The following is a 22795-nucleotide window of genomic DNA, read 5'->3' on the forward strand; positions in this document are numbered from 1 at the left end:
TCCATTACATAAGGCTTCGTATTGCCCTGTCGTGCACCGCTGGAAGACAAAGCCATGCCTGAAAGAGAAAAGCGCTACCGTGCCTACCACCTTTTGAGAGAACTCGATTCCTTGACCTCCTCGACCATGAACCAGATCGCCTACGGTCGTGTGGGCGGCGCCGAGTGGAAAGGGATGTGCCAGGCGCACCGCAAAGCCTTCGAGGATTGGATGACGTTCGCCGAATCGTTGCTCGAACCGGGCAGCGACAAAACCCCGGACTCTTCCTGACCTTCACGGCAGGTGCAGCACCGGTTGTCCGATTCTCCCCCTTGACCAGTCGTACGTGGTTGCGTGCTGGCAACCATCCGCTATGGTGCCACTACCAACACACATAAGACTAAAGTCGTAGGAGGCGGCATGAGAATTCGCGGTGACGTGTTCTGGTCCTGGGCAGACCCCACTCTTCATCATCGAACGCATGACGAAACGCTCGACAGCGGCTCGTGTATTGACGTGCAGGTTCGATTGTCACGAACCGGTGCGACGCAGATGTTCATCGGCCTTTACGCACCGTCCGGCATGGCCTTGCATGAGGAGGCGTTCGACTCGCGTCCAGGCGAATCGATGACCCGGGCGCTGGCCTGGGGTGTCGGACGCGCCAGGAGGGTGGCAAGCGACCCGGCATTGCAGTCCGGTGGGCGCGCCAGCAAGCCCGCAGTCGTAGCAGTCTGCGGGGGGCGTTGAGTGGTCCACGCGCATGGGGAGCGTCACCGTCTTTGGGCAGACGGTGACGTCCCGTCACGCAGGTCAGTACAACAGCACATTCACCATGGCGATCACGGTGACCAGAAACAGCACGCCCGCCGCTATTTGTAGCAGCGTCCCGACCACGCGACCGATCCAGGCCCTGAGGGTGCCTTCAATGGCCGGAGCAGGCGGCACGTGCGCTTCACCGCTTGGCAGGGTACTCAGACGCTCGGTGCGTCCGGTAAGCCTGCTGCCGATCTTGCTCATCAGCAACGCCAGGATGAACGCGACCACGCAACCGATCAGGCCATGGCTTTGGATGGTCTGGTAGAGGCTTAGCAGCAGAAACCAGCATTGACGCAGAAACTCAGCCATGGCGGCCACGTTTGTCGGCATACGGTGGGTTTCGGTTTGCCTTGGGTCAGGGCGCCTTTCTGCCGATGACCCTGCAACAACAAACGCGATGGTTAACCTAGAATAGCTATTACTTTGGTATGTGCCAGTTTTCAGACAGTGGCCAATCGGGGACTGTAATTGACTGATGTCGTTACAGATATCCAATTAACCAGTCCAGCGGTAATTCCCAGGGCAAGAAAGCGGATGCACCAAGCAACCTCGAAGGGTAGAGTGCCTTGCACCAGTTTTTTCAAGCGAGCAGCTCCGATGTCCTGCGCCTTTACCTTCATTCAGTCTCCCGTTGGGACCCTCACGCTGGTTGCCCGAGGCGATTGCCTGGCTGCGGTGTTGTGGGAGCAGGAGCGGGAAAACCGTGTGCGTCTGGGCGCACTGCACCGGGACGATGGACATCCGACGCTACGGGAGACAGCTCGGCAGTTAGGCGAGTACTTTGCCGGCAGCCGCCAGGGTTTCGAGCTGCCGCTTGATTTTGTCGGCACGGACTTCCAGCGCCAGGTCTGGGCCGCGCTGCTGACCATCCCCTTCGGGCAGACCCGCAGCTACAGCGATATTGCCCGGCAGATCGGCAACCCAAGCGCCGTGCGGGCAGTGGGAGCGGCCAACGGACGCAACCCGATTTCGATCATCGCTCCGTGCCACCGGGTGATCGGCGCATCTGGCGGTCTGACCGGCTTCGCCGGTGGGCTGCAGGCCAAACAGTACCTGTTGGCCCTTGAAGGACGAGAGAGCCTCGCGTTGGATCTTTGAGCCCGTTCAACTCATCCAGAGCACGATCAGGCAACCAATCACCGCCGCCGCCGTCCCGACCACCAGGCTGTACTGCCGATGAGCACGCCGCGCGTAGGGTTGTGTTTCTCGCAGGAACTCGCCAGGTGTAGGAGCGTCCGGTCGGTGGCGTAGTCCTTCGGCCATCTCGGCCACTCGGCCATGAATCAACAGACCGACCAGGTAATGAGTGCAGGCATAGCAGGCCAGCGCCGTGGCTAAGTACTTCATGGCGCCAGCGCGCCCAAGGTTATGGCTTGGGCAGTCATCGACGTGGTGTCCAGCAGCACCAGCCCCTGGGCGTGCTCATCCAATGCTGCCAAGAGATTCCCTTGGGGGTCCCAGGCGGCGGAATGGCCGGCGCCGACGAAGGTATCGGCCGGCCCTACACAGTTGGCGAGCAACACCGGCATGCCCAGACGCCGGGCAACGTCCGGGTAATGCCGAAAGCCTTCGTCTATGCCCTTGGTTGTCTTGGCCACGCTGACCATATAGATGTCTGCCCCTGCCGAACGAGCCTGCTCGGCATGCTCGATGAACATCGATTCGTAGCAGATGGCCGGTGCGATGCGCTGGTTGCCCACCGTGAACACCAACGGATGCTCGCCAGCGATGAAGAATGGCAGCTCATCATCGTGCAGGCGCTGTTTGGCATAGAAGTGGGGCGGGGCGCCAGGGCGCAGGATCGGCATACCAATGCAAATCCCGGTGGGGGCCAGCAACGGTAGACCGACGGCCACCGCGATGCCATGGCGGTCACAGAGCGCTTGCAGCGGATCGAGCAGGGAGGTGTCCGATGGTTGCGCCAATTGTTGGGCCAGGGTGGGTTCATAGCCGCTCAAGGACAGCTCGGGGAATACCACCAGCTCCGCCCCGCGTGCGACTGCCTGTTCGACGCAGTAGCGGTGACGCTCCAGATTGCCCGGCAGGTTGCCCTTGCCGGAGGCCAGTTGCACAGCACACAGTTTCATGGCGATTCCATCCATGGAGAAAGCGGGAAGGCTGAGAATACTATCGGCCAGCCCGCCCAGGCCACCCCGCGCTGAAGTGATTCAGGAGGCCGGGTGCGGGGCGAAGCGCTGACGGAACCAGTCGGTGAGCATGGCTTTTTCCGCATACAGGCGATCGCTGCTGCTGGCCTGGCGGCCGGGGCGGCTGAGGTACATCTTGTCGCTGACGCGCTCCTGGGCGTGTTTTTCCGGTTGCCCGGGCTGGACGAGGGTGTAGCTCAGGTCGATGCTGGGCCAGGTGATCTCGCGCATGAAGCGCACATCGTAGGCCCGGCTGTGCCACGGCTCGAAGCGCCCGGCCAGGTCGATGTCGCGCACATCGATGCGCAGTTGCTGCCCAGGTTGCAGATAGCGCTGGCCGAGCCTGAGCAGATGCTCGGTGAGGGTCTTGATGACGTACGCATCAGCGCCCCGTTCGTAGCCATGGCTATCGAGGCTGGCATCGCGGAACTGCTCGGGATGATCGAAATGCACGTCCACCTGCGCGGTTGGTGTGCCTTGTGCCATGCTGTTGGAGGCCAGCAGCATCAAGACATAGGAGAGGGTGGTACGCATGATGCACCTCTACGGGCACGGACGGATCGCCTCTCTATTTTACGCCTGCCGCTGGGACAGCAGCAGAGGGTGGAAGCAATGAGCCGTTTTCGGCGGGTGAGTGCCAATAACCGTGGCCGCGATCTGGCCGTGGGCGACATCCATGGTCATTTCGAGCGGTTGCAGCGATGCCTGGACGAGGTGGGATTCGATCCTGAGGTGGATCGGCTGTTCAGCGTGGGCGATCTGGTGGACCGGGGGCCGGCCAGCGAGCAGGCGCTGGACTGGTTGGCGCAACCCTGGTTCCACGCGGTACAGGGCAACCATGAGGCGCTCGCCATCGCCCACCTGCGCGGTGGCAGAGTTGATCTGGAGATGTACCGCTCTGCAGGCGGGGGCTGGTTTCTCGACCTTCCTCGTGCCGAACAACAACGCTACGTCGAAGGCTTCGCGCAGATGCCATTGGCGATCGAGGTGCAGACGTCGCTTGGGCTGATCGGCCTCTTGCATGCCGATAGTCCATTTCCCGAATGGTCGACGCTCAAGGCTTTTCTAGAGGCTATGGACGATCCTGAAGTCCGAGAAGTCTGCCAATGGTCGCGTCGACGCCTGCGTGAGGGCGACACCGAGCCGGTCGGTGGCTTGCGCGCCTTGCTGGTCGGCCATACCCCAGTGCTGCGGGTCAAGCAGTTGGGCAACGTCTGGCACCTGGACACCGGCGGCTGGGCCAGCGGCTTTTTCAGTGTGGTGGACCTCAGGACGCTGAGCGTGATCAACCCCAGGCCAGGCGCATGAGCACCGCGCTGGCCAGCAAAATCAACAGCACACCGGAAGCACGCTCCAGCCACGGCAAGACTTGGGCGAAGCGCCGCAGCACCCGGCGATTGCCGATGGCCACCGCCACCAGCAGGTCCCAGCCCAGCACGATTGTGAACATCCACACACCATAGACGAGCTTCCAGCCCGCGCTGCTGGCTGCGAGCATGCTTGCCAGGCTTGCATAGAACAGAGCGTTCTTCGGGTTGAGGATGCCCGAGGTGAAGCCCATTCCCAGGTTCTGTACCCAGCCGTGACCAATACCGACCTCGGCCGATTGCAGGTCGCTGCGCCCGGCATGGCGTAGGAACAGCCCGCCGATAAACAGCAAGTAGGCACAGCCGGCCAGTTGCAACGCGATGAACGGCGCGCTGCCCTCCTGCAGAATGGAGACGCCGGTAAAGGCTATGGCGATGAATACGCCGTTGGCCAGGGCGATCCCCAGGCAAGCACCGCTCGCGGTGCGCCAGCCGGCGGTGGCCGAGGCGCGAGCGACGAGGAAGAAATCGGGACCAGGGGAGAGCAGGGCCAGGAAGTGGGCTGCGGCGACGACGAGAAATTGCTCCATGGGTAGGCTTCTGTGGCAAGGAAAGCCGCAGTCTGTCGTCCCAAGCCTTGGGCGGTATTGAAGATAATTGCACGGCGTGTGCTCCAGCGCGCGGAGCGGGTGGGTAGGTTTACCCGCGTGCCCCGACGCCATGTCGATACTGCCCGGGGGTCATGCCCGCGTGCGCCTTGAACACCCGCTGGAAGTGGCTCTGGTCGGCAAAGCCCAGGCGATAAGCCACCTGCGCAAGGTCCTGGCCTTGGCCGAGCAACCCCCGCGCCCGGTTGACCCGCTCATTGAGCAGGTAGGCGTGTGGTGTGAGCCCCGTCGCGGCGCGGAACGCCCGGATCAACTGGTATCGCCCCAACCCGACGTGCCCGGCCAGATGCTCCAGGCTGATTTCGGCCAGCTCGCACGTCTGCAGCATGGCAATCAGCTCGCGCAGGGCTGGGGCGCTCAAGGCAGGGGGCGGGGCAGCATCCAGCGTCGCATGCGCTGCAAAGTCGTGGTCACCGATGAAGGCCACCAACGCGGCTTCCTTCTGCGAGGGTGCCGCGTCGGAAAACAACAATGCATTGAGCTGGCAGAACTGCCGATACACTTCAGCCGAACGCGTGATTCGCGCAGGCGCTCCAGGCTCGGCAGCGCTAACGCCTGACTCCAGTCGCAGGCGTCCCAGCCACTGCGCATCCACATGCACCATCTGATAGCTCCAGGCCTGGCCTGACTCGGGGTTGCAGGCATGCACCCGCTGCGCCGGGACCAGTACCAAGGTGCCGGGCGTCAGGCGCGCCTGGCCGTCGCCCGCGCCGGTGAACCAGCTGAGGCCGGCATCTACCGCACCGATGGAGAACGTCGGATGGCTATGGGCCTTGTAGCAGGCGCGGCTATGGCAGGCGCGCCGGCTTTCCACGAAGGGCAGGGCCGGGTCGCGCCAGATTTCGCTGTTCGATAGGGTCATGCAGGGCCTGCTTCGCCGAGTGCCGGAGCACGCAGTCTAAACTGCTGGCCACTGTTCCGGCCATTTACTGCGCCACTGTACTTGACGCAATGCACACCCGGCGCGAGGCTGCCGAGGTCCCGAAGGAGAAGAAAAATGGACCTGTCGAGCTTGCTGCTGTTCATCCCCGCCTGTTTCGCCCTGAACATGGCGCCTGGCCCCAACAACCTGTTGTCGCTGCACAACGCCAGCCGCTATGGCCTGCGCACCGCCTGCATGGCCGGCATCGGCCGGTTGCTCGCCTTCAGCGGCATGATCGCCCTGGCTGCCATGGGCTTGGCGGTGGTGTTGCACACCAGCGAATACCTGTTCCTGATCATCAAGGTGCTGGGCGCAGCGTACCTGTTCTACATCGCCTGGCAGCTGTGGCGGGCGCCGGTGGGTGAAGCGGTCGTGGCGAGTGACCATCCACGTGGTACCTGGCGCCTGGCCCGTCAGGAGTTCTGGGTGGCAGCGGGCAACCCGAAAGCCATCCTGATCTTCACCGCATTCCTGCCGCAGTTCGTCTCGGTGGGCAGTGCCATGCCGGTCGCCGAGCAATTCCTCTGGCTGGGCGTTATGTTCCTGCTGCTGGAATGGGCGGCCATCGCGATCTATGCGGGCCTTGGGGCGTACATGCAGCGCTGGTTCGAGCGCCCAGGGCCGCGCCGGGTGTTCAACCGGGTCAGTGCGTCGTTGTTGGGGTGTGCGGGGTTGGGGCTTTTGGCGGCGCGGCGCTGAGGTCAATCGCGATAGAACGTCTGCACCAGGTGATACCCAAACTTGGTCTTGATCGGCCCATGCACCACGCGCAGGGCCTTCTTGAAGATCACCTGGTCGATGGCGCCTACCAACTGGCCTGGGCGGACTTCGCCCAGGTCGCCCCCGCGTTTGCCCGAGGGGCAGGTGGAGAATTTCTTGGCCAGCACATCGAAGGCTTCGCCCTTGGCGATCCGTTGCTTGAGCTGTTCGGCTTCGGCAGCGGTCTTGACCAGGATGTGGCGGGCTTGGGCTTTCATGGGACACCTGTGCTTCGGGCAAAAAAGGGCGCCATTATGCCTGATCGCGCAGCTCTGCGCGGTCTCGGAATTGCGCCAGGGCTTCGGGGTTGGCCAGGGCGTCGGTGTTCTTCACCGGCAGGCCATGGACCACGTTGCGGATCGCCAGCTCCACCAGCTTGCCGCTGATGGTGCGCGGGATGTCGGTGACCTGAACGATCACGGCCGGAACATGACGGGGCGTGGTGTATTGACGGATCACCTGGCGAATATGCTGGCGTAGGGCATCGTCCAGTTGCAGCCCCTCGCGCAGGCGCACGAACAGGACTACGCGCACGTCGTTGTGCCAGTCCTGGCCGATGGCGACGCTTTCGACCACTTCCTCGACCTTTTCCACCTGGCGGTAGATTTCCGCCGTGCCGATGCGCACACCGCCGGGGTTGAGCACCGCGTCCGAACGGCCATGGATGATCATGCCGCCCTCAGCGTTCTGCTCGGCGTAATCGCCCTGGGCCCAGACGCCGGGGTACTGACTGAAGTAGGCATCGTGGTAGCGGCTGCCGTCGTTGTCACCCCAGAAGCCCACTGGCATGGACGGGAAGTTGCGGGTGCAGACCAGCTCGCCTTTCTCGCCGATCACGGGCTGGCCGTGCTCGTTCCACACCTCCACAGCCATGCCCAGGCCTTTGCACTGGATCTCGCCACGGCGTACCGGCAGCACGGGGTTGCCGAGCACGAAGCACGAGACGATGTCGGTGCCGCCAGACATCGAAGCCAGGCACAGGTCGGGTTTGATCTTGCCGTAAACGTAGTCGTAGCTGTGGGGCGAGAGCGGTGAGCCGGTGGACATGATCAGGCGCAGGCTGTTCAGGCGATGGCTTTTGGCAGGCTCGAGGCCTTCCTGCTCCAGGGCGGCCAGGTATTTGGCGCTGGTGCCGAAAGCGTGGATGCGTTCGGCGTCGATCAGGTCGAGCAGACGCTGTGGGCCTGGGTGGAAGGGCGAGCCATCGTACAGCACCAGGGTGGCGCCGACCGCCAGGCCGCTGGCTAGCCAGTTCCACATCATCCACCCGCAAGTGGTGTAGTAGAACAAGACGTCGTCGGCCTTGATGTCGTTGTGCAGGCCGTGCTCCTTCAGGTGTTGCAGCAGTACGCCGCCGGCGCGGTGGACGATGCACTTGGGCACGCCGGTGGTGCCGCTGGAGTAGAGGATGTACAGCGGGTGGTCGAACGGCAGGGCGGTAAAGCGCGGTTCACCACCGGGTTGGTAGAAGTCGCCCCACAGGCTGACGCGCGGGGCAGTGAATTCTTCGCAGTGGGTGTGTGAGCGGGTGTAGGGCACTACCAACAAGTGTTCGAGCTGGGGCAGTTGGGCGGTGACCTGGTTGATCTTTTCGACTTGGTCGATGGTCTTGCCGGCGTACTGGTAGCCGGCGCAGGCGATCAGAAGCTTTGGGGCGATCTGACCGAAGCGGTCGATGATGCCGTGAAGGCCGAACTCCGGTGACGAACTGGACCAGATCGCGCCGAGGCTGGTGCAGGCGAGCATGGCGACCAAGGTTTCCCAGGTGTTGGGCATCACCGAAGCGATTCGGTCGCCGGCCTGGATGCCCAGGGCCTGCAGGGCTTTCTGCATGCCGGCCACATGGGCCGCCAATTGTGCGTGGCTCAGCACCTGGCGCTGGCCGTCCTCGCGTACGGCGACCACGGCGGGGCGGTCATCGCGCCGCATCAGCAGGTGTTCGGCGTAGTTCAAGGTGGCACCGGGGAACCAGTGCGCATCCGGCATCTGTGGACCTTCGCTGAGGGCCTGGGCGGGCGGGGTGTGCCACTGGACGTGGAAATAGTCGGAAAGGGTCTGCCAGAAAGCCGGGCGTTGCTCGATGCTCCAGCGGTGCAGCGCGGCGTAGTCATTGAGCTGGAGGTTGTAGCGCAGGTTTACTTGGCGGCGGAAGACGTCCATCCGGCTGGCCTGGATCTGCGCCGTGGAGGGGCGCCAGAGCACATCGTTCATGCCGAAACCTCCCACTTTCGATGGAATCCAGAGCCTGTAGGAGCGGGCGAATCCGCTCCTGCAGGGGCTGCGCCTAAAGTGCCGATGCGCAGCCAAATGGCTTTGGCTTTTACTCCACTTTAGCCTTTTGTACGTCCGGCGATGCCGACCAGATGCGATAACGCACTTCGATGTCCTTGGGCACGTACAGCACGACCGGCAGCTTGCTGTTGTAACGCAGCATGAAGCCTTCACCGACCACCGGCACGAAGGCCTCGGTCTTCTTGCCGTCCGGGCAGGCCATCAGTGTGCTGGCGGGGCCACCGACTTTTTCCAGCCGGTAGTAGCTGTAGCCCCAGCCTTCGAGGTTGTGTTCCTCGAGGCTGCCGGCCAGGCGCTGGCGGTTGCAATCGACGGTGAGGGTCTTGCCGGCGAGGATTTCCAGTTGGTAGGCCGACTCGTCGGTTTGGGCCGGCAGGTGGATGACCTGCCGGGTGAAGCCTTTTTCCGCCTCAGGGTAGGGCGCGACGTCTTTGAGCCCGGCGGCCATCACAGGCGCGGCGGCGGCCAAGGTCAGGGAAAGAATCGCGGTCAGTGGGAATGGGCGCATAGGGCCTCCTTGCAATTGAAAACGAATGCAAGACCGCGCCAGATCCCGGCTGCCCCTCACTGGGCCAGCCAACCGCCATCGACGTTCCAGGCGGCGCCACGGACCTGGCTACCGGCCTCGCTGCACAGGAACAATACCAGCTCTCCCAAGTGCTGGGGCGTTACAAAGGCCACGGAAGGCTGCTTTTCGGCCAAAAGATCGTGCTGCGCTTGCTGAGGGTCGACACCGGCTGCGGCGCGGTCGTCGATCTGTTTCTGCACAAGCGGGGTCAGTACCCAGCCGGGGCAGATGGCGTTGCACGTGACGTTGCTGGTGGCCGTTTCCAGGCCTACGACTTTGGTCAGGCCAACCACTGCGTGCTTGGCAGCCACGTAGGCGGCCTTGCCGGTGGACCCCACCAGGCCGTGCACCGAGGCAATGTTGACGATACGCCCCCAGCCACGTGCCCGCATGCCCGGCAAGGCCAGGCGGATGCCGTGGAAGACAGCCGAAAGGTTCAGCGCGATGATCTTGTCCCAGGTCTGCACAGGGAACTGCTCCACCGGCGCCACGTGCTGGATGCCCGCGTTGTTGACCAGGATGTCCACGCCGCCGAACTCGCGCTCGGCCAGGGCGAACAGCGCCTCGATCTGGGCCACGTCGGACAGGTCCGCGGGGTGGTGGATCACCTTGACCCCGTGGCGGGCGATTTCGGCGAGTGCCGGGGTCGGGTCGCCGAAGCCATTGAGCAGGATATTCGCCCCAGCGCCGGCCAGCACCTGGGCGATACCCAGGCCAATGCCGCTGGTGGAGCCGGTGACCAGTGCTGTCTTGCCTTTGAGCGTCATGCAGATCTCCTTAGACGATGCCGGTGGCGTAGAAGGTGGCGATGACCACGAAAACTGCCAGGGTCTTGATCAGGGTAATACCGAAAATGTCCTTGTAGGCCTCGCGGTGGGTCAGCCCGGTGACCGCCAGCAAGGTGATCACCGCGCCGTTGTGCGGCAAGGTATCCATGCCGCCGCTGGCCATGGCGGCCACACGGTGCAGGACCTCCAGCGGGATGTTCGCGGCGTGGGCTGCGGCGATGAAACTTTCGCTCATGGCCGCCAGGGCGATGCTCATGCCTCCGGAGGCGGAGCCGGTGATGCCGGCGAGCAAGGTGACGGTCACAGCCTCATTGACCAGGGGATTTGGGATGGCGCGCAGGGCATCGGCCAATACCAGAAAGCCCGGTAGCGAGGCGATCACCGCGCCGAAGCCATACTCCGAGGCGGTATTCATGGCCGCCAACAGCGCACCGCTGACGGCGCTCTTGGTGCCCTCGGCCAAGCGTTGGCGGATGGCGCCGAAGGCGCATACCAGCACCATCAGGATGCCCACCAGCAAGGCCGCCTGCACTGCCCAGATCGCGGTGAGCTTGGCCACATCGCTTTGCACCGGCGCACTCATGCCTGGCAGCTGCAACGTATGCGTGGCGCCATACCAGTGAGGAATCCAGTGGGTGAACACCAGGTTCATCACGCCCACCATCACCAAAGGCGACAACGCCAGCCAAGGGTTGGGCAGGGCCAGGTCGTCGGCGGTTTCCGGTTCGTTGCGCAGGTCATTGCCATAGCCTTCGCCGGCGCGCTGTGCCTTGTTGCGCTGGCGGCGCAGGTAAAGCATGCCGACGCTGAACACGAACAGTGTGCCGATCAGCCCCAGCCAGGGCGCAGCCCAGGCCGTGGTGTTGAAAAAGGTGCTGGGGATGATGTTCTGGATCTGCGGGGTGCCGGGCAGGGCGTCCATGGTGAAAGAGAACGCGCCCAAGGCGATGGTCGCCGGGATCAGGCGTTTGGGAATGTTGCTCTGGCGGAACATCTCGGCCGCGAACGGGTACACCGCGAACACCACTACGAACAACGATACGCCGCCGTAGGTGAGCAGCGCGCACACCAGAACGATCACCAGCATGGCCTGGCGTGTGCCCAGCAAGCCAATGGCGGCGGCGACGATCGAGCGCGAGAAGCCGGAGAGCTCGATCAGCTTGCCGAACACAGCACCGAGCAAGAACACCGGGAAGTACAACTTGATGAAGCCGACCATTTTTTCCATGAACACGCCCGTGAAGGTCGGGGCCACAGCCGCAGGGTCGGTGAGCAGGACAGCGCCGAGGGCGGCAATGGGGGCGAAGAGAATGACGCTGTAGCCGCGATAGGCAGCCAACATCAACAGGGCCAGGGCAGCGAGGGCGATGAGCACAGTCATCGAGGGTGTCTCCAAGTCGTTGTTTTTATGGTTGACCGAGGAGATAGCGGGATTCGTGCCAGATTTGTAACGTATTGATTTGTAAGGGTTTTATCGAATTATTGCCTGCAGTTGTCTCACAATCGAGACGGTTGGGGCTGCTGCACAGCCTGTCGCAGGCGTTGCCAACGCCCACAACAGGTGGCGCTTCGTCTCTCTCTGCAGGCGCTGGCGAGGCCTGCAATGGACCGTAAAAACGGTCTTACAACAATGTCTCTAGCTAGAGACCTAGGTCTCTTTACAGAGACTGAACCCCCAAGGCGATCATCTTCTTGTACAGCGTAGACCGCCCCAACCCCAGCGCCTTCGCGGTCTGCGGTACATTCCCGGCGCAACTGGCCAGGGCATCGGCGATCAATTTGCGCTCGAATGCCTCGCACGCCTCCCGATACCCCTGAGGTACTGCACCCGCCGGCGCGACGGGGCTCAACGGCCCCAGCGCCGAGCGCACATCGTCCACTCCCAGGCGCGGCTGATCCGCCAGCAGCGTCGCACGCTCCAGCACATTGCGCAGTTCACGGATATTGCCAGGCCAGGCGTGGCGTGCCAGCAATGCCTGGGCGTCGGGCTCGAGCTCGTACTGAGTGCCAAGCTCGGCCAGGATTGCCTCGCACAGCGCCGGCAGATCGCCCAGGCGTTCGCGCAGGGGCGGTACCTCAATGGGCAGCACGTTGAGCCGGTAGTACAGGTCGGCGCGAAACGCGCCGCTGGCCATGGCCGCCTGCAGATCGATGGAGGTGGCGGCAATGATGCGTACATCGCTGCGCAGCATCTGGTTTGAGCCGACCGGTTCGTATTCCTTCTCCTGCAATACCCGCAGCAGCTTGCTTTGCAGGGCCAATGGCATATCGCCGATCTCGTCGAGAAACAGCGTACCGCCCTCGGCCAATTGCAGCTTGCCGCTGCGCCCCTTGCGGTCGGCCCCGGTGAAGGCGCCAGGAGCGGTGCCGAAGAATTCGGCCTCCAGCAGCGTTTCGGGAATGGCCGCGCTGTTGACGCTGACGAACGCCTTGTGCGCCCGGGCCGAGGCAGCATGGATGGCATGGGCCAGCAGCTCCTTGCCGGTGCCGGTTTCGCCCAGTAGCAATACCGGGGAATCGCTGCCTGCACCACGGCGCGCCCTGCGCTTGGCCTCCAGGCTCGCGGCGCTGGTGCCGACGAACTGGGCGAAGCTGTACTTGGCCTGGCGTGCGCGCAGTTGCGAGCGGGTCGAGGCCAGTTCCTGCTGCATGCTCGCGTAGCGCTTGAGCAGCGGGGAGAGGCTGCGCAGTTCATCGAACAGGGCAAAGCCGATGGCGCCGATCAGCTCGTCGCGATCGTCATGGATGGGCAGGCGCATCACCACCAGCGGCTCGTTGGGTGTGTCGAGCATATCCAGCAGGATCGGCCGGCCATTGCTTACCACATCGCGCATCAGGCTGCCCGGGATCACCGCCTCGCAGGGCTGGCCAATGGCGCTGGCCGCATCGGGCAGGCCGAAACGCCGGGCGTAGCGCTCGTTCATCCAGACGATCCGTGCCTGGCGATCGACGATCACCGTGCCTTCGCTGGACTGCTCGATGATCTCGAACAGCGAGCGGATCGCCAGTTGCCGAACCTGGGGATAGTCCTTGAGGCTGTCGCTTTCTTGCATGGGCTGGGCCTTTGAAATGCAGTGGCGGTGATTATGACGACTGTCGGCCAGACTGGCGAAGACCCATCGACCGCTAGGCCCGTGGATCGAACGCCTCACGCAGCGCATCGCCAATGAACACCAGCAACGACAAGATCAACGCCAGGGCAAAGAATGCGGTAAAGCCCAGCCATGGCGCCTCCAGATGCTGCTTGCCCTGGGTCACCAGCTCCCCCAGCGAAGCGCTGCCCGCCGGCATGCCGAAGCCAAGAAAATCCAGGGCGGTGAGGGTGGTGATAGCCCCGGTGAGCATGAACGGCACGTAGGTGAGCGTGGCCGTCATCGCGTTGGGCAGAATATGCCTGAGCATCACTTGCCCGTCCGACAGCCCCAGGGCACGCGCGGCCTTGACGTACTCCAGGTTGCGCCCGCGTAGGAATTCGGCGCGTACCACATCCACCAAGGTCAGCCAGGAAAACAGCGCCATGATCCCCAGGAGCCACCAGAAGTCCGGCTCGACAAAGCCACTGAGGATGATCAACAGGTACAGCACCGGCAAACCCGACCAGACCTCCAGCAAACGCTGGCCCAACAAATCCACCCAGCCACCGTAGTACCCCTGCACGGCCCCAGCGGCAATGCCGATCAGTACGCTGAGCACGGTCAAGGCGAAGGCGAACAACAGCGATACCCGTGTGCCGTACAGCACCCTGGCGAGCACATCGCGCCCTTGATCGTCGGTGCCGAGCCAGTTGCTGGTGCTGGGCGGGCTGGGGGTAGGCACCTGCAGGTCGTAGTTGGGCGTGTCGGCACTGAAAGGGATCGGCGCGAACAGCATCCAGCCGCCCTGTCCTGCGATCAACTGGCGTACGTAAGCGCTGCGGTAATCGGGCTGGAACGGCAACTGGCCACCGAACTGTTGCTCGGTGTAACGCTTGAGTGCCGGCGTGTACAGCTCGCCTTTGTAGACGAGCAGCAGCGGTTTGTCGTTGGCCACCAGTTCCGCGCCCAGGCTGAGCACCAGGATAGCGGCGAACAGCCACAGCGAGCACCAACCCAGGCGATTGCGCCGGAAACAGCGCCAACGACGAAGCGCGACGGGCGAAAACATCAGCGGGCCCTTGCATCGAAATCGATGCGCGGGTCGAGCACGGTATAGCTCAGGTCACCGATCAAGCGAATCAACAGCCCTGCCAGGGTGAAGATGAACAGGGTGCCGAACACCACCGGATAATCCCGCGAGACCGCGGCCTCATAGCTCAGTCGGCCCAGGCCATCGAGGGAGAAGATCACCTCGATCAGCAAGGAGCCGGCGAAGAACACCGTGATCAACGCCTGGGGCAGCCCGGCCAGCACCAGCAGCATGGCGTTGCGCAGTACATGCCCGTACAGCACCCGGCGCTCGCTCAGGCCCTTGGCCCGCGCGGTGATCACGTACTGGCGGGAGATCTCGTCGAGAAAGGCATTCTTGGTCAGCAAAGTGAGGGTGGCGAAGCCGCCGATCACCAACGCCCCGACCGGCAGCACCAAGTGCCAGAAATAGTCGGCGACCTTGCCCAGCAGGCTGAGCTGGTCGAAGTTCTCCGAGACCAGCCCGCGCACCGGGAACCAGTTCAGCGAGGTGCCACCGGCGAACAGCACGATCAACAGCAAGGCGAACAGGAACGAGGGCAGGGCATAACCGATGACGATCAGCGCGCTGCTCCAGGCATCGAAGCGGCTACCGTGGCGCACGGCCTTGCGGATACCCAGCGGTATCGACACCAGGTAAGTGATCAAGGTGGCCCACAGGCCGAGCGAGACCGTCACTGGCAGTTTGTCGAGAATCAGGTCGGTGACCTTGGCGCCGCGGAAGAAGCTTTGGCCGAAGTCCAGTCGAGCGTATTGGCCCAGCATCAGCCACAGGCGTTCGGGGGCCGACTTGTCGAAGCCATACTGGCGCTTGATCTCTTCGATGAGTTTGGGGTCCAGGCCGCGGCTTGCGCGGGACTCGCCATGCACAGTCTCGACCCGCGCCCCCGGCGTGCCGCCACCGATACCTTGCAGACGCGCCACGGCCTGTTCCACCGGCCCGCCGGGGGCGGCCTGGACGATCACGAAGTTGACCAGCAGGATCGCCAGCAAAGTCGGGATGATCAGCAACAGGCGACGCAGGATATAGGCCGTCATGGGCTGGCCTTCTGGCGCTCGACCATCTGTGCATTGGTCAGCGGCGTCGGGCTGATCTCCCACCAAGTATCCAGGCCTTCATCGTAGGCCGGCTGGACCTTGGGCAGGCCGAAGCGGTTCCACCAGACGGTCGAACTGCCCGGTGGGTAGTAGTTGGGAATCCAGTAGTAGTTCCATTGCAGCACCCGGTCCAGAGCATGGGCGTGGCGCAGCATGTCGGGCTGGGTGTCGGCCCGCACGAGGCCGTCGAGCAGGGTATCGACGGCCGGGTCGCGCAGCACCATGAAATTGTTCGACCCGGGGTCTTCGGCCGAGGCCGAGCCGAAGTAGTTGTACAACTCGCTGCCCGGGGAGAGCGTGACCGGATAGCCGGTGACGATCATGTCGTAGTCGCGGGCCATCAGGCGGTTGACGTACTGGGCGGAGTCGACATTGCGGATGTTCAGGGTGATGCCGATCTGCGCCAGGTTGCGTTTCCAGGGCAGCAGCAGGCGTTCGAGCCCCGACTGGCCATTGAGAAAGGTGAAACTCAGCGGCTCACCGTTGGCGTTCACCAACCGATCACCGTCGGGGCGCCAGCCGGCGGCCTCGAGCAGGGCCAGGGCCTGCAGCTGTTGGGGGCGGATGATGCCCGAACCGTCGGTCACCGGCGCGCTATAGACCTGGCTGAAGACTTCATCGGGGATTTGGCCGCGCAACGGTTCGAGCAGTTTCAGTTCCTGGGCGTCGGGCAAGGCGCGGGCGGCCAGCGGGGTATTGGAGAACACGCTTTGCTGACGGATGTACAGGTTGCGCATCATCTGCCGGTTGCTCCATTCGAAGTCCCAGAGCATGGCCAGTGCCTGGCGCACGCGCCGATCCTGGAACATCGGCTGCTTCAGGTTGAACACGAAGCCCTGGGCCGTCTGAGGCTTGGACGGGCCGAGGTGGGCGCGTTGCAGGCGCCCATCGTCCAGCGCGTCACCCTTGTAGCCCAAGGTGAAGGCCGTGGCGGAGAACTCGCGGTTGTAGTCGAACCCGCCGCCGCGCAACACCTGGCGGGCGACTTCTGTGTCGCCGAAATACTCGATGCGGATGCTCTGGAAATTGTAGCGGCCTCGACTGGCCGGCAGGCTGGCGGCCCACCAGGTGGGGTCGCGCTCGAACGTGATGCTGCGGCCATTGTCGATCCGGCCGATGCGGTAGGGCCCGCTGCCGACGGGTCTGTCGAAGCCGGCGCCGTTGGCGAAATCGCGGTGCTGCCAGTCGTGCTCGGGCAGCACTGGCAGGGTGGCGAGGTCTAGGGCCAAGGTGCGGCCATGGGGTTGTTTGAAATCGAAACGCACCTGCCGCGGACTCTCGATCGTGACCTGGGTGACCTCGACGAACTGGGTGCGATAGCGCAGACTGCCTTTGTTCATCAGCAGGTGGAAGGTAAAGCGCACGTCCTCGGCGCGCACCGGCTTGCCATCGGCGAACGTCGCGCGCGGGTCGATCTCAACGCGCAGCCAGGCGTCCTCTGGACCACGCTCCATGCGCCGAGCAATCAAACCATAGACGGTGTAGGGCTCATCGAATGAGCGCTGCGCCAGAGGCGCATACAACCAGCCATCGACTTCGCTGACACCGATGCCTTTATCGATGTACGGCAGGACATGGTCGAACTGCCCGATCTCCAGGGCTGAACGCCGCAGGCTGCCACCCTTGGGGGCATCGGGGTTGACGTAGTCGAAGTGGCGGAAGGATTCGGGATAACGCGGGGCCTCACCGTAGGCAGTGAGTGCGTGGGTGGGGGCGGCGTGGGCTGCGAGGGCCGTGCACAGCAAGAGCAGACCCCACATGCACTGTGGGAGCAGGCTTGCCCGCGAAGGCGTCCGTGCTGGCAACCCGGTTGCCGACGGGACGACGTTCGCGGGCAAGCCCGCGCCCACAGAGGACATCACCGGGATCGCAGGCTCAGTCCTGACGGCTGGTCACTTCGAGCAGGTGGTAGCCGAACTGGGTCTTGACCGGGCCTTGCACGGTGTTGACCGGGGCGCTGAAGACGACGGTGTCGAATTCCTTGACCATCTGGCCTGGGCCGAAGGAGCCCAGGTCGCCGCCTTGGCGGCTGGATGGGCAAGTGGAGTTGGCCTTGGCGACTTCGGCGAAGTCGGCACCAGCTTCGATCTGTGCTTTGAGTTCGTTGCACTTCTCGAGGCTGCTGACCAGGATGTGGCGGGCGGTGGCACGGGCCATGGGGTACTACTCCTTGGGTGAAAAAAACAAGCCTAGCGCACTTGTTCGGCAAATGTCTCGCCAGGCTTGGTGTACCGGTCACAAACGCTCGGCCGCCCGGCGCAGCAGCGCCTCGGTGGCGTCCCAGCCCAGGCAGCCGTCGGTGATCGAAACGCCGTACTTGAGCGGGCCCTTGCCCAGCGTCTGGCAGCCATCGAAGAGGTGGCCTTCGAGCATCATGCCGATGATCGCCCGGTCACCTTGCAGGCGCTGCTCCAGCACCTCCTCGAATACCGCGGGCTGGCGGGCCGGGTCCTTGCCGCTGTTGGCGTGGCTGCAATCGACCAGGACACGCCCGGTCAGGCCGGCCTTGGACAGGCCCTGGCGTGCCTGGGCAATGCTCGAGGCATCGTAGTTCGGGCCCTGGTGGCCGCCGCGCAGCACCAGGTGGGTGTCAGGGTTGCCCAAGGTTTCGATGATCGCCGGGTAGCCTTGGGCATCCATGCCGAAATGGCGGTGCGGGTGGGCGGCGCTGCGCATGGCGTCGCAGGCGATGCCGACGCCCCCGTCGGTGCCATTCTTGAAGCCCACGGGCAGTGCCAGGCCGCTGACCATTTCGCGGTGGATCTGCGATTCGGTGGTACGCGCGCCGATGGCGGCCCAGCTGAGCAGGTCGTCGAAGTAGCCGGCGGCCATCGGTTGCAGCAACTCGGTGGCGATTGGCAGGCCGCGCTCGATCATGTTCAGCATCAGCCCGCGAGACAGCGCGAGGCCGCCATGCATGTCATCGCTGCCGTCCAGGTGCGGATCGTAGGCCAGGCCTTTCCAGCCGACCGTGGTACGGGGTTTTTCGACGTAGGCGCGCATCACCAGCAGCAGTTTGTCATCGACTTCGCGGCTCAGGGCGGCCAGGCGGTCGGCGTATTCCAGGGCCGAACGTGGATCATGGATCGAGCATGGGCCGACGATCACCAGCAGGCGCGGGTCGAGGCCGTCGAGGATGGCGCGCACGGCTTGGCGATGTTGCTGGACTTGCTGGGTCAGGGCAGTGCTCAGCGGCATTTGCTGCTTGAGCAGGTGCGGTGAGGGCAGACGTTGGCTGACGGCGGTGTTGGCAGCCTGGGGTTGGGTCAGGGGCAGGGCGAGGTTCGACGATTGCATGGCGTTTTTCCCTGGGCGGACGGCGGGTTCAGGCCCGCGTGGTCGGCCCTATCGAGGTGTTCGACAGATATTCGGTTTATGACTGCGTGCAGCATTGCCACCAGTGGACGACCGAACGGAGGCGGCAGGCTGGCCCGAACGGGATTGGCTAAATCGCCAGGCGTAGGTGTCGGCGTAGTAATAAGCGATGGTGTTCATGTCTGTTTCCTCAATGTGAATCGGTGTTTTCTAGAAGCCTGAAACGCAAAACCCCCGGTCGGGGGGCCGACCGGGGGTTTGAGTATTCTCGTGTTCGGCGGCCCCTCGAAGGTGGGCGCCGTGTGGGTATCAGCGGCGCCTAGTGGCTAAACCAATACCCAAAATAAAAGCTGGCAACGGCCTGGCAGCCAGCAACGGCCAGCACTGGGCGCGCGGTGCGACCGGTGAGGTTGGCGTGGTTGCGGATGCTGTGGGTCATGTTGCTCTCCAATGAATGAGCCCGAGCTTACTGCACCTCAAACAGGATGTTCAATGACTAAATGCTATGGCTCCGATCATTTTTGCAGCCCATCCAAGGCTCGGTCAGCAAGCGGAGCTGGCGAAGCCTGCGATGGGCCGCATCCCTCTATGAAACTCAAAGGGCGTAATGCTTGAGTTCCCGCGCAATCAGCATTCTCTGGATCTCGCTCGACCCCTCGTAGATCTGCGTGATCCGCGCATCACGGTAGTAACGCTCAACCGGATAGTCCTCCAGATAGCCGTAGCCGCCATGCACCTGGATGGCCATGGAGCACACGCGCTCGGCCATTTCCGAGGCGAACAGCTTGGCCTGGGAGGCTTCGGACAGACACGGCTTGCCGGCACTGCGCAGGCGTGCGGCATGCAGGATCAACAGGCGCGTAGCGTTGATCTGCACCTGCATGTCCGCCAGCAGGTTGGCGATGCTCTGGTGTTCGTTGATCGGCTTGCCGAACTGAATGCGGTCGCGCGAATAGACCAGGGCCGCTTCGAATGCCGCCCGGGCGATACCCAGCGCCTGCGCTGCGATGCCGATGCGTCCGCCCTCGAGATTGGACAATGCGATGGCCAGGCCCTTGCCCCGTTCGCCCAGGATGTTGGCGGCGGGGATACGGCAATTGTCGAGGGTCACCGCGCAGGTATCGGAGGCGCGGATCCCCATCTTGTGCTCGCTGCGGTCCACCTTGAAACCCGGGTTGTCGGTCGGCACCAGGAAGGCCGACAGGCCTTTCTTGCCAGCCTCAGGGTCGGTCACGGCAAAGACGATGGCCAGCCCTGCGCGGCGGGCATTGCTGACGAACTGCTTGGCGCCGTTGATGACCCAATGGCCGTCGACCAGCTCCGCGCGGGTGCGCAGGTTGTGGGCTTCGGAACCGGCCTGGGGCTCGGTGAGGCAGAAGCAGCCGATCACCTCGCCGCTGGCCAGGCGCGGCAGCCAGGCCTGTTGCTGTTCGGGCGTGCCATAAGCCAGCAGCGGGCCACAGCCAACCGAGTTGTGGATGCTCATCATCGCGCCGGTGGCGCCGTCACCAGCGGCGATCTCTTCCACGGCCAGGGCATAGGCCACGTAGTCGGTATAGCTACCACCGAAGCCTTCCGGCACGACCATGCCGAGCAGGCCCAGCTCGCCCATCTTGCGCACCACGGCATCGTCGATCCAGGCGGCCTTTTCCCAGGCCTGGGCATTGGGCGCGATTTCGCCACGGGCAAAATCCCGGGCCATGTCGCGGATCATGATCTGCTCTTCGCTCAGTTCCAGGTCTTGCATCTGTGTACTCCCCGGCTCACAGGCCTTCGAAGAATTGGTTCACCCGCTTGGGATCGAGCCCGGTGAGGGTCGGCGGGTTCCAGCGTGGCTGCTTGTCCTTGTCGATGATCAGGGCGCGCACGCCCTCGATGATGTCGCCGTACTCGAACCACTGACGGTCCAGGTGCAGCTCCATTGCAAAGCATTCCTCCAGGCTCAGGTGGCGGCCGCGACGCAGCATCTCCAATGTAACGGCCATGGCCAGGGGCGAGCGGCTTTCCAGCTGATCGGCGGTGGCCAAGGCCCATTGGTGGCTGTCGCCGATGCTCACGGTGCGCAGTTGCTCGAGCATGCTGGGCACGTCGGGCAGGGCGAAGAAATGGTCGATCACAGGGCGCAAACGGGCCAGCGGGGCATCGTCGAGTGTCTGGGTACCGAGCTTGGCCAGCAGGCCCTGGAGGTCTTTGAGGGGGTGGTCGCCGAATGTCAGTTTGTCCAGGCCCGCGTCCAGGGCGGCGATCTTGTCGCTCTCCAGGAACCAGTCGGCCAGGCCACAGTACAGCGCGTCGGCGGCCTGGATCTGTGCGCCGCTCACGCCCAGGTAGGTGCCCAGCTCGCCGGGTACGCGCGAAAGGAAGTAACTGCCGCCGACATCGGGGAAATAACCGATGGCCACTTCCGGCATGCCCAGGCGGCTGCGCTCGGTGACGACGCGCATGTCGGCGCCTTGGGCCAGGCCCATGCCTCCGCCGAGGGTGAAGCCGTCCATCAGAACCAGCACCGGCTTGCGGTAGTGGTGGATGCACAGGTCGAGGGCATATTCCTCGACGAAGAAGTCTTGATACAGGCTGCTGCCGGCCTTGTAGCTGTCGTGCAGCGAGCGGATGTCGCCGCCGGCGCAGAAGCCCTTGGGCCCTTCGCCGCGCAGCACCACGGCATGGACCTGGGGATCGGCCGCCCATTGGTCCAGGTGATGCTGCAGGCTGCGCACCATGTCGAGGGTGAGGGCGTTGAGGCCGGCAGGGCGGTTGAGCGTCAGATGGCCGATGTGATTGCGGATTTCGGCCAGGACATGGGCCTCGGAATGAGCGTGCGCGGTCATGATCGCGGTCTCCCTGCTTTGTTATTGATTTTCCAAGTGAAGTCTGGAAGTTGCGCTGGAGGATCGCAGGATCCTGTCATGCGAATATGCCATGCACAATTGGTAAATCTGCAGTGGGTTTCTGCATTTTTACCTGATGCGCTGCTTCCAGAGGCGTTTCTCCACAGCAAGCAGGGCCGTCTCAGTCGCCGGTCGCTTGCTTCGGGGTGTTGCCTGCAACCTCGGTTTGCGGCCGTGTGCGGCTGACCCACCAGCCGAACACGGCGGCGGTGAAGAACATGATCAGGCTATAGAGTGCTGCAGGCACGGCCATGGTCGGGTTGTTGAGCAGCGACGGGCTCAAGGCCAGCGCGATGGCCAGGGTACCGTTATGGATGCCGATTTCCATGCCGATCGCGATCGCCTGACGCCGTGGAATGTTCAGCAGACGCGGGACCCAGTAGCCCACGCCGAGGCTCAGCAGGTTGAACAGCAGCGCCGCGCCACCGACCACCGGCGCGTACTGGACGACGGTCTGCCAGTCCTTGGCCAAGGCCAGCGCGATGGTGAAGGCCAGAAACAGCGCTGCCACCAGTTTCATGGGTTTTTCCATCCGGGCGGCGAATGTGGGCGCGGCGCGACGGATCAGCATGCCCAAGGCGACCGGCAGCAGGACAATGGCGAACACCTGCATGACTTTGGCAAATTGCAGGGGAATGGCCTGGTCCGAGGCCATGAACCAGGCCAGCGACAGATTCACCAGCAGCGGCATGGTCAGGATGGCGATCAGCGAGTTGACCGCCGTGAGGGTGATGTTCAATGCCACATCGCCGTGGGCCAGATGACTGAACAGGTTGGCCGTGGTCCCGCCCGGGGAGGCGGCCAGCAGCATCAGGCCTACCGCCAGGGCCGACTCGAGGCCAAAACCATTGGCGATCAGAAAACACACCAGCGGCAGCAGCACGATCTGGCAGGCCAGGCCGATGATCACAGGTCTTGGGTATTTCACCACCCGGGTGAAATCGGCCAGGGTCAACGACAACCCCAGACCCAGCATGATGATCCCCAGGGCGATGGGCAGGATAGCGGTGAGCAACGGCGAGGCGGTCATGGCGGCATTCCTTTGGCAAGTTCAAAGGAGTCTAGCCGCAAGTTGGCGACAGCCC

At 63.7% G+C, this 22795-nt stretch carries 25 protein-coding genes; 5 read left to right on the top strand and 20 right to left on the bottom strand.

What is annotated here, in order from left to right; genetic code table 11:
- Nucleotides 1–54 precede the first annotated feature (54 nt).
- Both R6G97_RS05810 and R6G97_RS05815 read left to right on the top strand, forming a co-directional pair.
- The gene (locus R6G97_RS05810; RefSeq protein WP_043211886.1) at nt 55–270 is read left to right on the top strand and encodes a hypothetical protein; all 216 of its coding nucleotides are present in this window, start codon (nt 55–57) and stop codon (nt 268–270) included.
- Nucleotides 271–399: 129 nt separating this feature from the next.
- Nucleotides 400–726 carry a hypothetical protein gene (locus R6G97_RS05815; RefSeq protein WP_052352471.1) on the top strand — a complete coding sequence of 109 codons (327 nt, stop codon included), beginning with the start codon at nt 400–402 and terminating at the stop codon, nt 724–726.
- A gap of 63 nt (nt 727–789) precedes the next feature.
- On the opposite strand, the gene R6G97_RS05820 is transcribed toward R6G97_RS05815, so the two are convergent.
- Nucleotides 790–1104 carry a hypothetical protein gene (locus R6G97_RS05820; RefSeq protein ID WP_317847884.1) on the bottom strand — a complete coding sequence of 105 codons (315 nt, stop codon included), beginning with the start codon at nt 1102–1104 and terminating at the stop codon, nt 790–792.
- A gap of 288 nt (nt 1105–1392) precedes the next feature.
- Here R6G97_RS05820 and R6G97_RS05825 point away from each other — a divergent pair, with 288 nt between their 5' ends.
- Complete coding sequence (locus tag R6G97_RS05825) at nt 1393–1893, top strand: methylated-DNA--[protein]-cysteine S-methyltransferase (protein ID WP_043211889.1); 501 nt, start codon at nt 1393–1395, stop codon at nt 1891–1893.
- A 6-nt stretch (nt 1894–1899) separates the two neighbouring features.
- Here the strand turns inward: R6G97_RS05825 and R6G97_RS05830 are convergent, their stop codons facing one another.
- From R6G97_RS05830 to R6G97_RS05840, 3 genes are all read right to left on the bottom strand, one after another.
- Complete coding sequence (locus R6G97_RS05830; protein ID WP_080642107.1) at nt 1900–2142, bottom strand: hypothetical protein; 243 nt, start codon at nt 2140–2142, stop codon at nt 1900–1902.
- Nucleotides 2139–2882: a carbon-nitrogen hydrolase family protein gene (locus R6G97_RS05835; protein WP_317847885.1), complete on the bottom strand. Its 744-nt coding sequence runs from the start codon at nt 2880–2882 to the stop codon at nt 2139–2141. The genes R6G97_RS05830 and R6G97_RS05835 overlap by 4 nt, the downstream gene beginning before the upstream one ends.
- Nucleotides 2883–2963: 81 nt before the next feature.
- Nucleotides 2964–3476 (bottom strand): DUF3016 domain-containing protein, encoded by a 513-nt coding sequence (locus tag R6G97_RS05840; protein ID WP_317847886.1) that lies wholly within the window; start codon nt 3474–3476, stop codon nt 2964–2966.
- 78 nt (nt 3477–3554) lie between these two features.
- Here R6G97_RS05840 and R6G97_RS05845 point away from each other — a divergent pair, with 78 nt between their 5' ends.
- Entirely contained in the window at nt 3555–4250 is a 696-nt protein-coding gene (locus R6G97_RS05845) for a metallophosphoesterase (protein ID WP_043211895.1), read from the top strand.
- Here the strand turns inward: R6G97_RS05845 and R6G97_RS05850 are convergent.
- Both R6G97_RS05850 and R6G97_RS05855 read right to left on the bottom strand, forming a co-directional pair.
- Nucleotides 4228–4839 carry a LysE family translocator gene (locus R6G97_RS05850; protein WP_090342941.1) on the bottom strand — a complete coding sequence of 204 codons (612 nt, stop codon included), beginning with the start codon at nt 4837–4839 and terminating at the stop codon, nt 4228–4230. The two genes, R6G97_RS05845 and R6G97_RS05850, sit on opposite strands and share 23 nt — an antisense overlap.
- Nucleotides 4840–4948: 109 nt before the next feature.
- Nucleotides 4949–5779: an AraC family transcriptional regulator gene (locus tag R6G97_RS05855; RefSeq protein WP_102082063.1), complete on the bottom strand. Its 831-nt coding sequence runs from the start codon at nt 5777–5779 to the stop codon at nt 4949–4951.
- Nucleotides 5780–5914: 135 nt separating this feature from the next.
- Here R6G97_RS05855 and R6G97_RS05860 point away from each other — a divergent pair, with 135 nt between their 5' ends.
- Nucleotides 5915–6538: a LysE family translocator gene (locus tag R6G97_RS05860; RefSeq protein ID WP_043211899.1), complete on the top strand. Its 624-nt coding sequence runs from the start codon at nt 5915–5917 to the stop codon at nt 6536–6538.
- Nucleotides 6539–6540: 2 nt separating this feature from the next.
- On the opposite strand, the gene R6G97_RS05865 is transcribed toward R6G97_RS05860, so the two are convergent.
- The 14 genes from R6G97_RS05865 to R6G97_RS05930 all read right to left on the bottom strand — a co-directional run bounded on the left by R6G97_RS05865 (nt 6541) and on the right by R6G97_RS05930 (nt 22740).
- Nucleotides 6541–6816, bottom strand: coding sequence for a peptidylprolyl isomerase (locus R6G97_RS05865; RefSeq protein ID WP_043211902.1), 276 nt, complete (start codon nt 6814–6816; stop codon nt 6541–6543).
- Between the two features lie 34 nt (nt 6817–6850).
- Nucleotides 6851–8809: an acetoacetate--CoA ligase gene (locus R6G97_RS05870; protein WP_317847887.1), complete on the bottom strand. Its 1959-nt coding sequence runs from the start codon at nt 8807–8809 to the stop codon at nt 6851–6853.
- Between the two features lie 109 nt (nt 8810–8918).
- Nucleotides 8919–9398: a serine protease inhibitor ecotin gene (gene eco / locus R6G97_RS05875; RefSeq protein ID WP_043211906.1), complete on the bottom strand. Its 480-nt coding sequence runs from the start codon at nt 9396–9398 to the stop codon at nt 8919–8921.
- A gap of 56 nt (nt 9399–9454) precedes the next feature.
- Entirely contained in the window at nt 9455–10225 is a 771-nt protein-coding gene (gene hbdH / locus R6G97_RS05880) for a 3-hydroxybutyrate dehydrogenase (RefSeq protein WP_317847888.1), read from the bottom strand.
- A gap of 10 nt (nt 10226–10235) precedes the next feature.
- On the bottom strand, nt 10236–11627 hold the full coding sequence (locus tag R6G97_RS05885) for a GntP family permease (RefSeq protein WP_070573453.1): 1392 nt from the start codon (nt 11625–11627) through the stop codon (nt 10236–10238).
- A gap of 277 nt (nt 11628–11904) precedes the next feature.
- Nucleotides 11905–13299, bottom strand: coding sequence for a sigma-54 interaction domain-containing protein (locus R6G97_RS05890; protein WP_317847889.1), 1395 nt, complete (start codon nt 13297–13299; stop codon nt 11905–11907).
- A 73-nt stretch (nt 13300–13372) separates the two neighbouring features.
- A complete protein-coding gene (locus R6G97_RS05895) occupies nt 13373–14389 on the bottom strand; it encodes an ABC transporter permease (protein ID WP_043214529.1) in 1017 nt (338 codons plus the stop codon).
- Entirely contained in the window at nt 14389–15447 is a 1059-nt protein-coding gene (locus tag R6G97_RS05900) for a microcin C ABC transporter permease YejB (protein ID WP_317847890.1), read from the bottom strand. Before R6G97_RS05900 ends, R6G97_RS05895 begins: the two co-directional genes overlap by 1 nt.
- The gene (locus tag R6G97_RS05905; protein WP_317847891.1) at nt 15444–17366 is read right to left on the bottom strand and encodes an extracellular solute-binding protein; all 1923 of its coding nucleotides are present in this window, start codon (nt 17364–17366) and stop codon (nt 15444–15446) included. The genes R6G97_RS05900 and R6G97_RS05905 overlap by 4 nt, the downstream gene beginning before the upstream one ends.
- 16 nt (nt 17367–17382) lie before the next feature.
- On the bottom strand, nt 17383–17664 hold the full coding sequence (locus R6G97_RS05910) for a peptidylprolyl isomerase (protein ID WP_043214523.1): 282 nt from the start codon (nt 17662–17664) through the stop codon (nt 17383–17385).
- A gap of 78 nt (nt 17665–17742) precedes the next feature.
- Nucleotides 17743–18804: a 3-deoxy-7-phosphoheptulonate synthase gene (locus R6G97_RS05915; protein WP_043214521.1), complete on the bottom strand. Its 1062-nt coding sequence runs from the start codon at nt 18802–18804 to the stop codon at nt 17743–17745.
- Nucleotides 18805–19417: 613 nt separating this feature from the next.
- A complete protein-coding gene (locus R6G97_RS05920; protein WP_317847892.1) occupies nt 19418–20569 on the bottom strand; it encodes an acyl-CoA dehydrogenase family protein in 1152 nt (383 codons plus the stop codon).
- 16 nt (nt 20570–20585) lie between these two features.
- Nucleotides 20586–21650, bottom strand: a complete 1065-nt coding sequence (locus R6G97_RS05925) for an enoyl-CoA hydratase/isomerase family protein (protein WP_043214518.1) — start codon at nt 21648–21650, stop codon at nt 20586–20588.
- A gap of 181 nt (nt 21651–21831) precedes the next feature.
- Complete coding sequence (locus R6G97_RS05930; RefSeq protein ID WP_090342920.1) at nt 21832–22740, bottom strand: bile acid:sodium symporter family protein; 909 nt, start codon at nt 22738–22740, stop codon at nt 21832–21834.
- Between the last annotated feature and the right edge of the window lie 55 nt (nt 22741–22795).

The organism is Pseudomonas sp. HTZ2 (assembly GCF_033173945.1).
GTDB classification, from domain to species: domain Bacteria; phylum Pseudomonadota; class Gammaproteobacteria; order Pseudomonadales; family Pseudomonadaceae; genus Aquipseudomonas; species Aquipseudomonas guariconensis.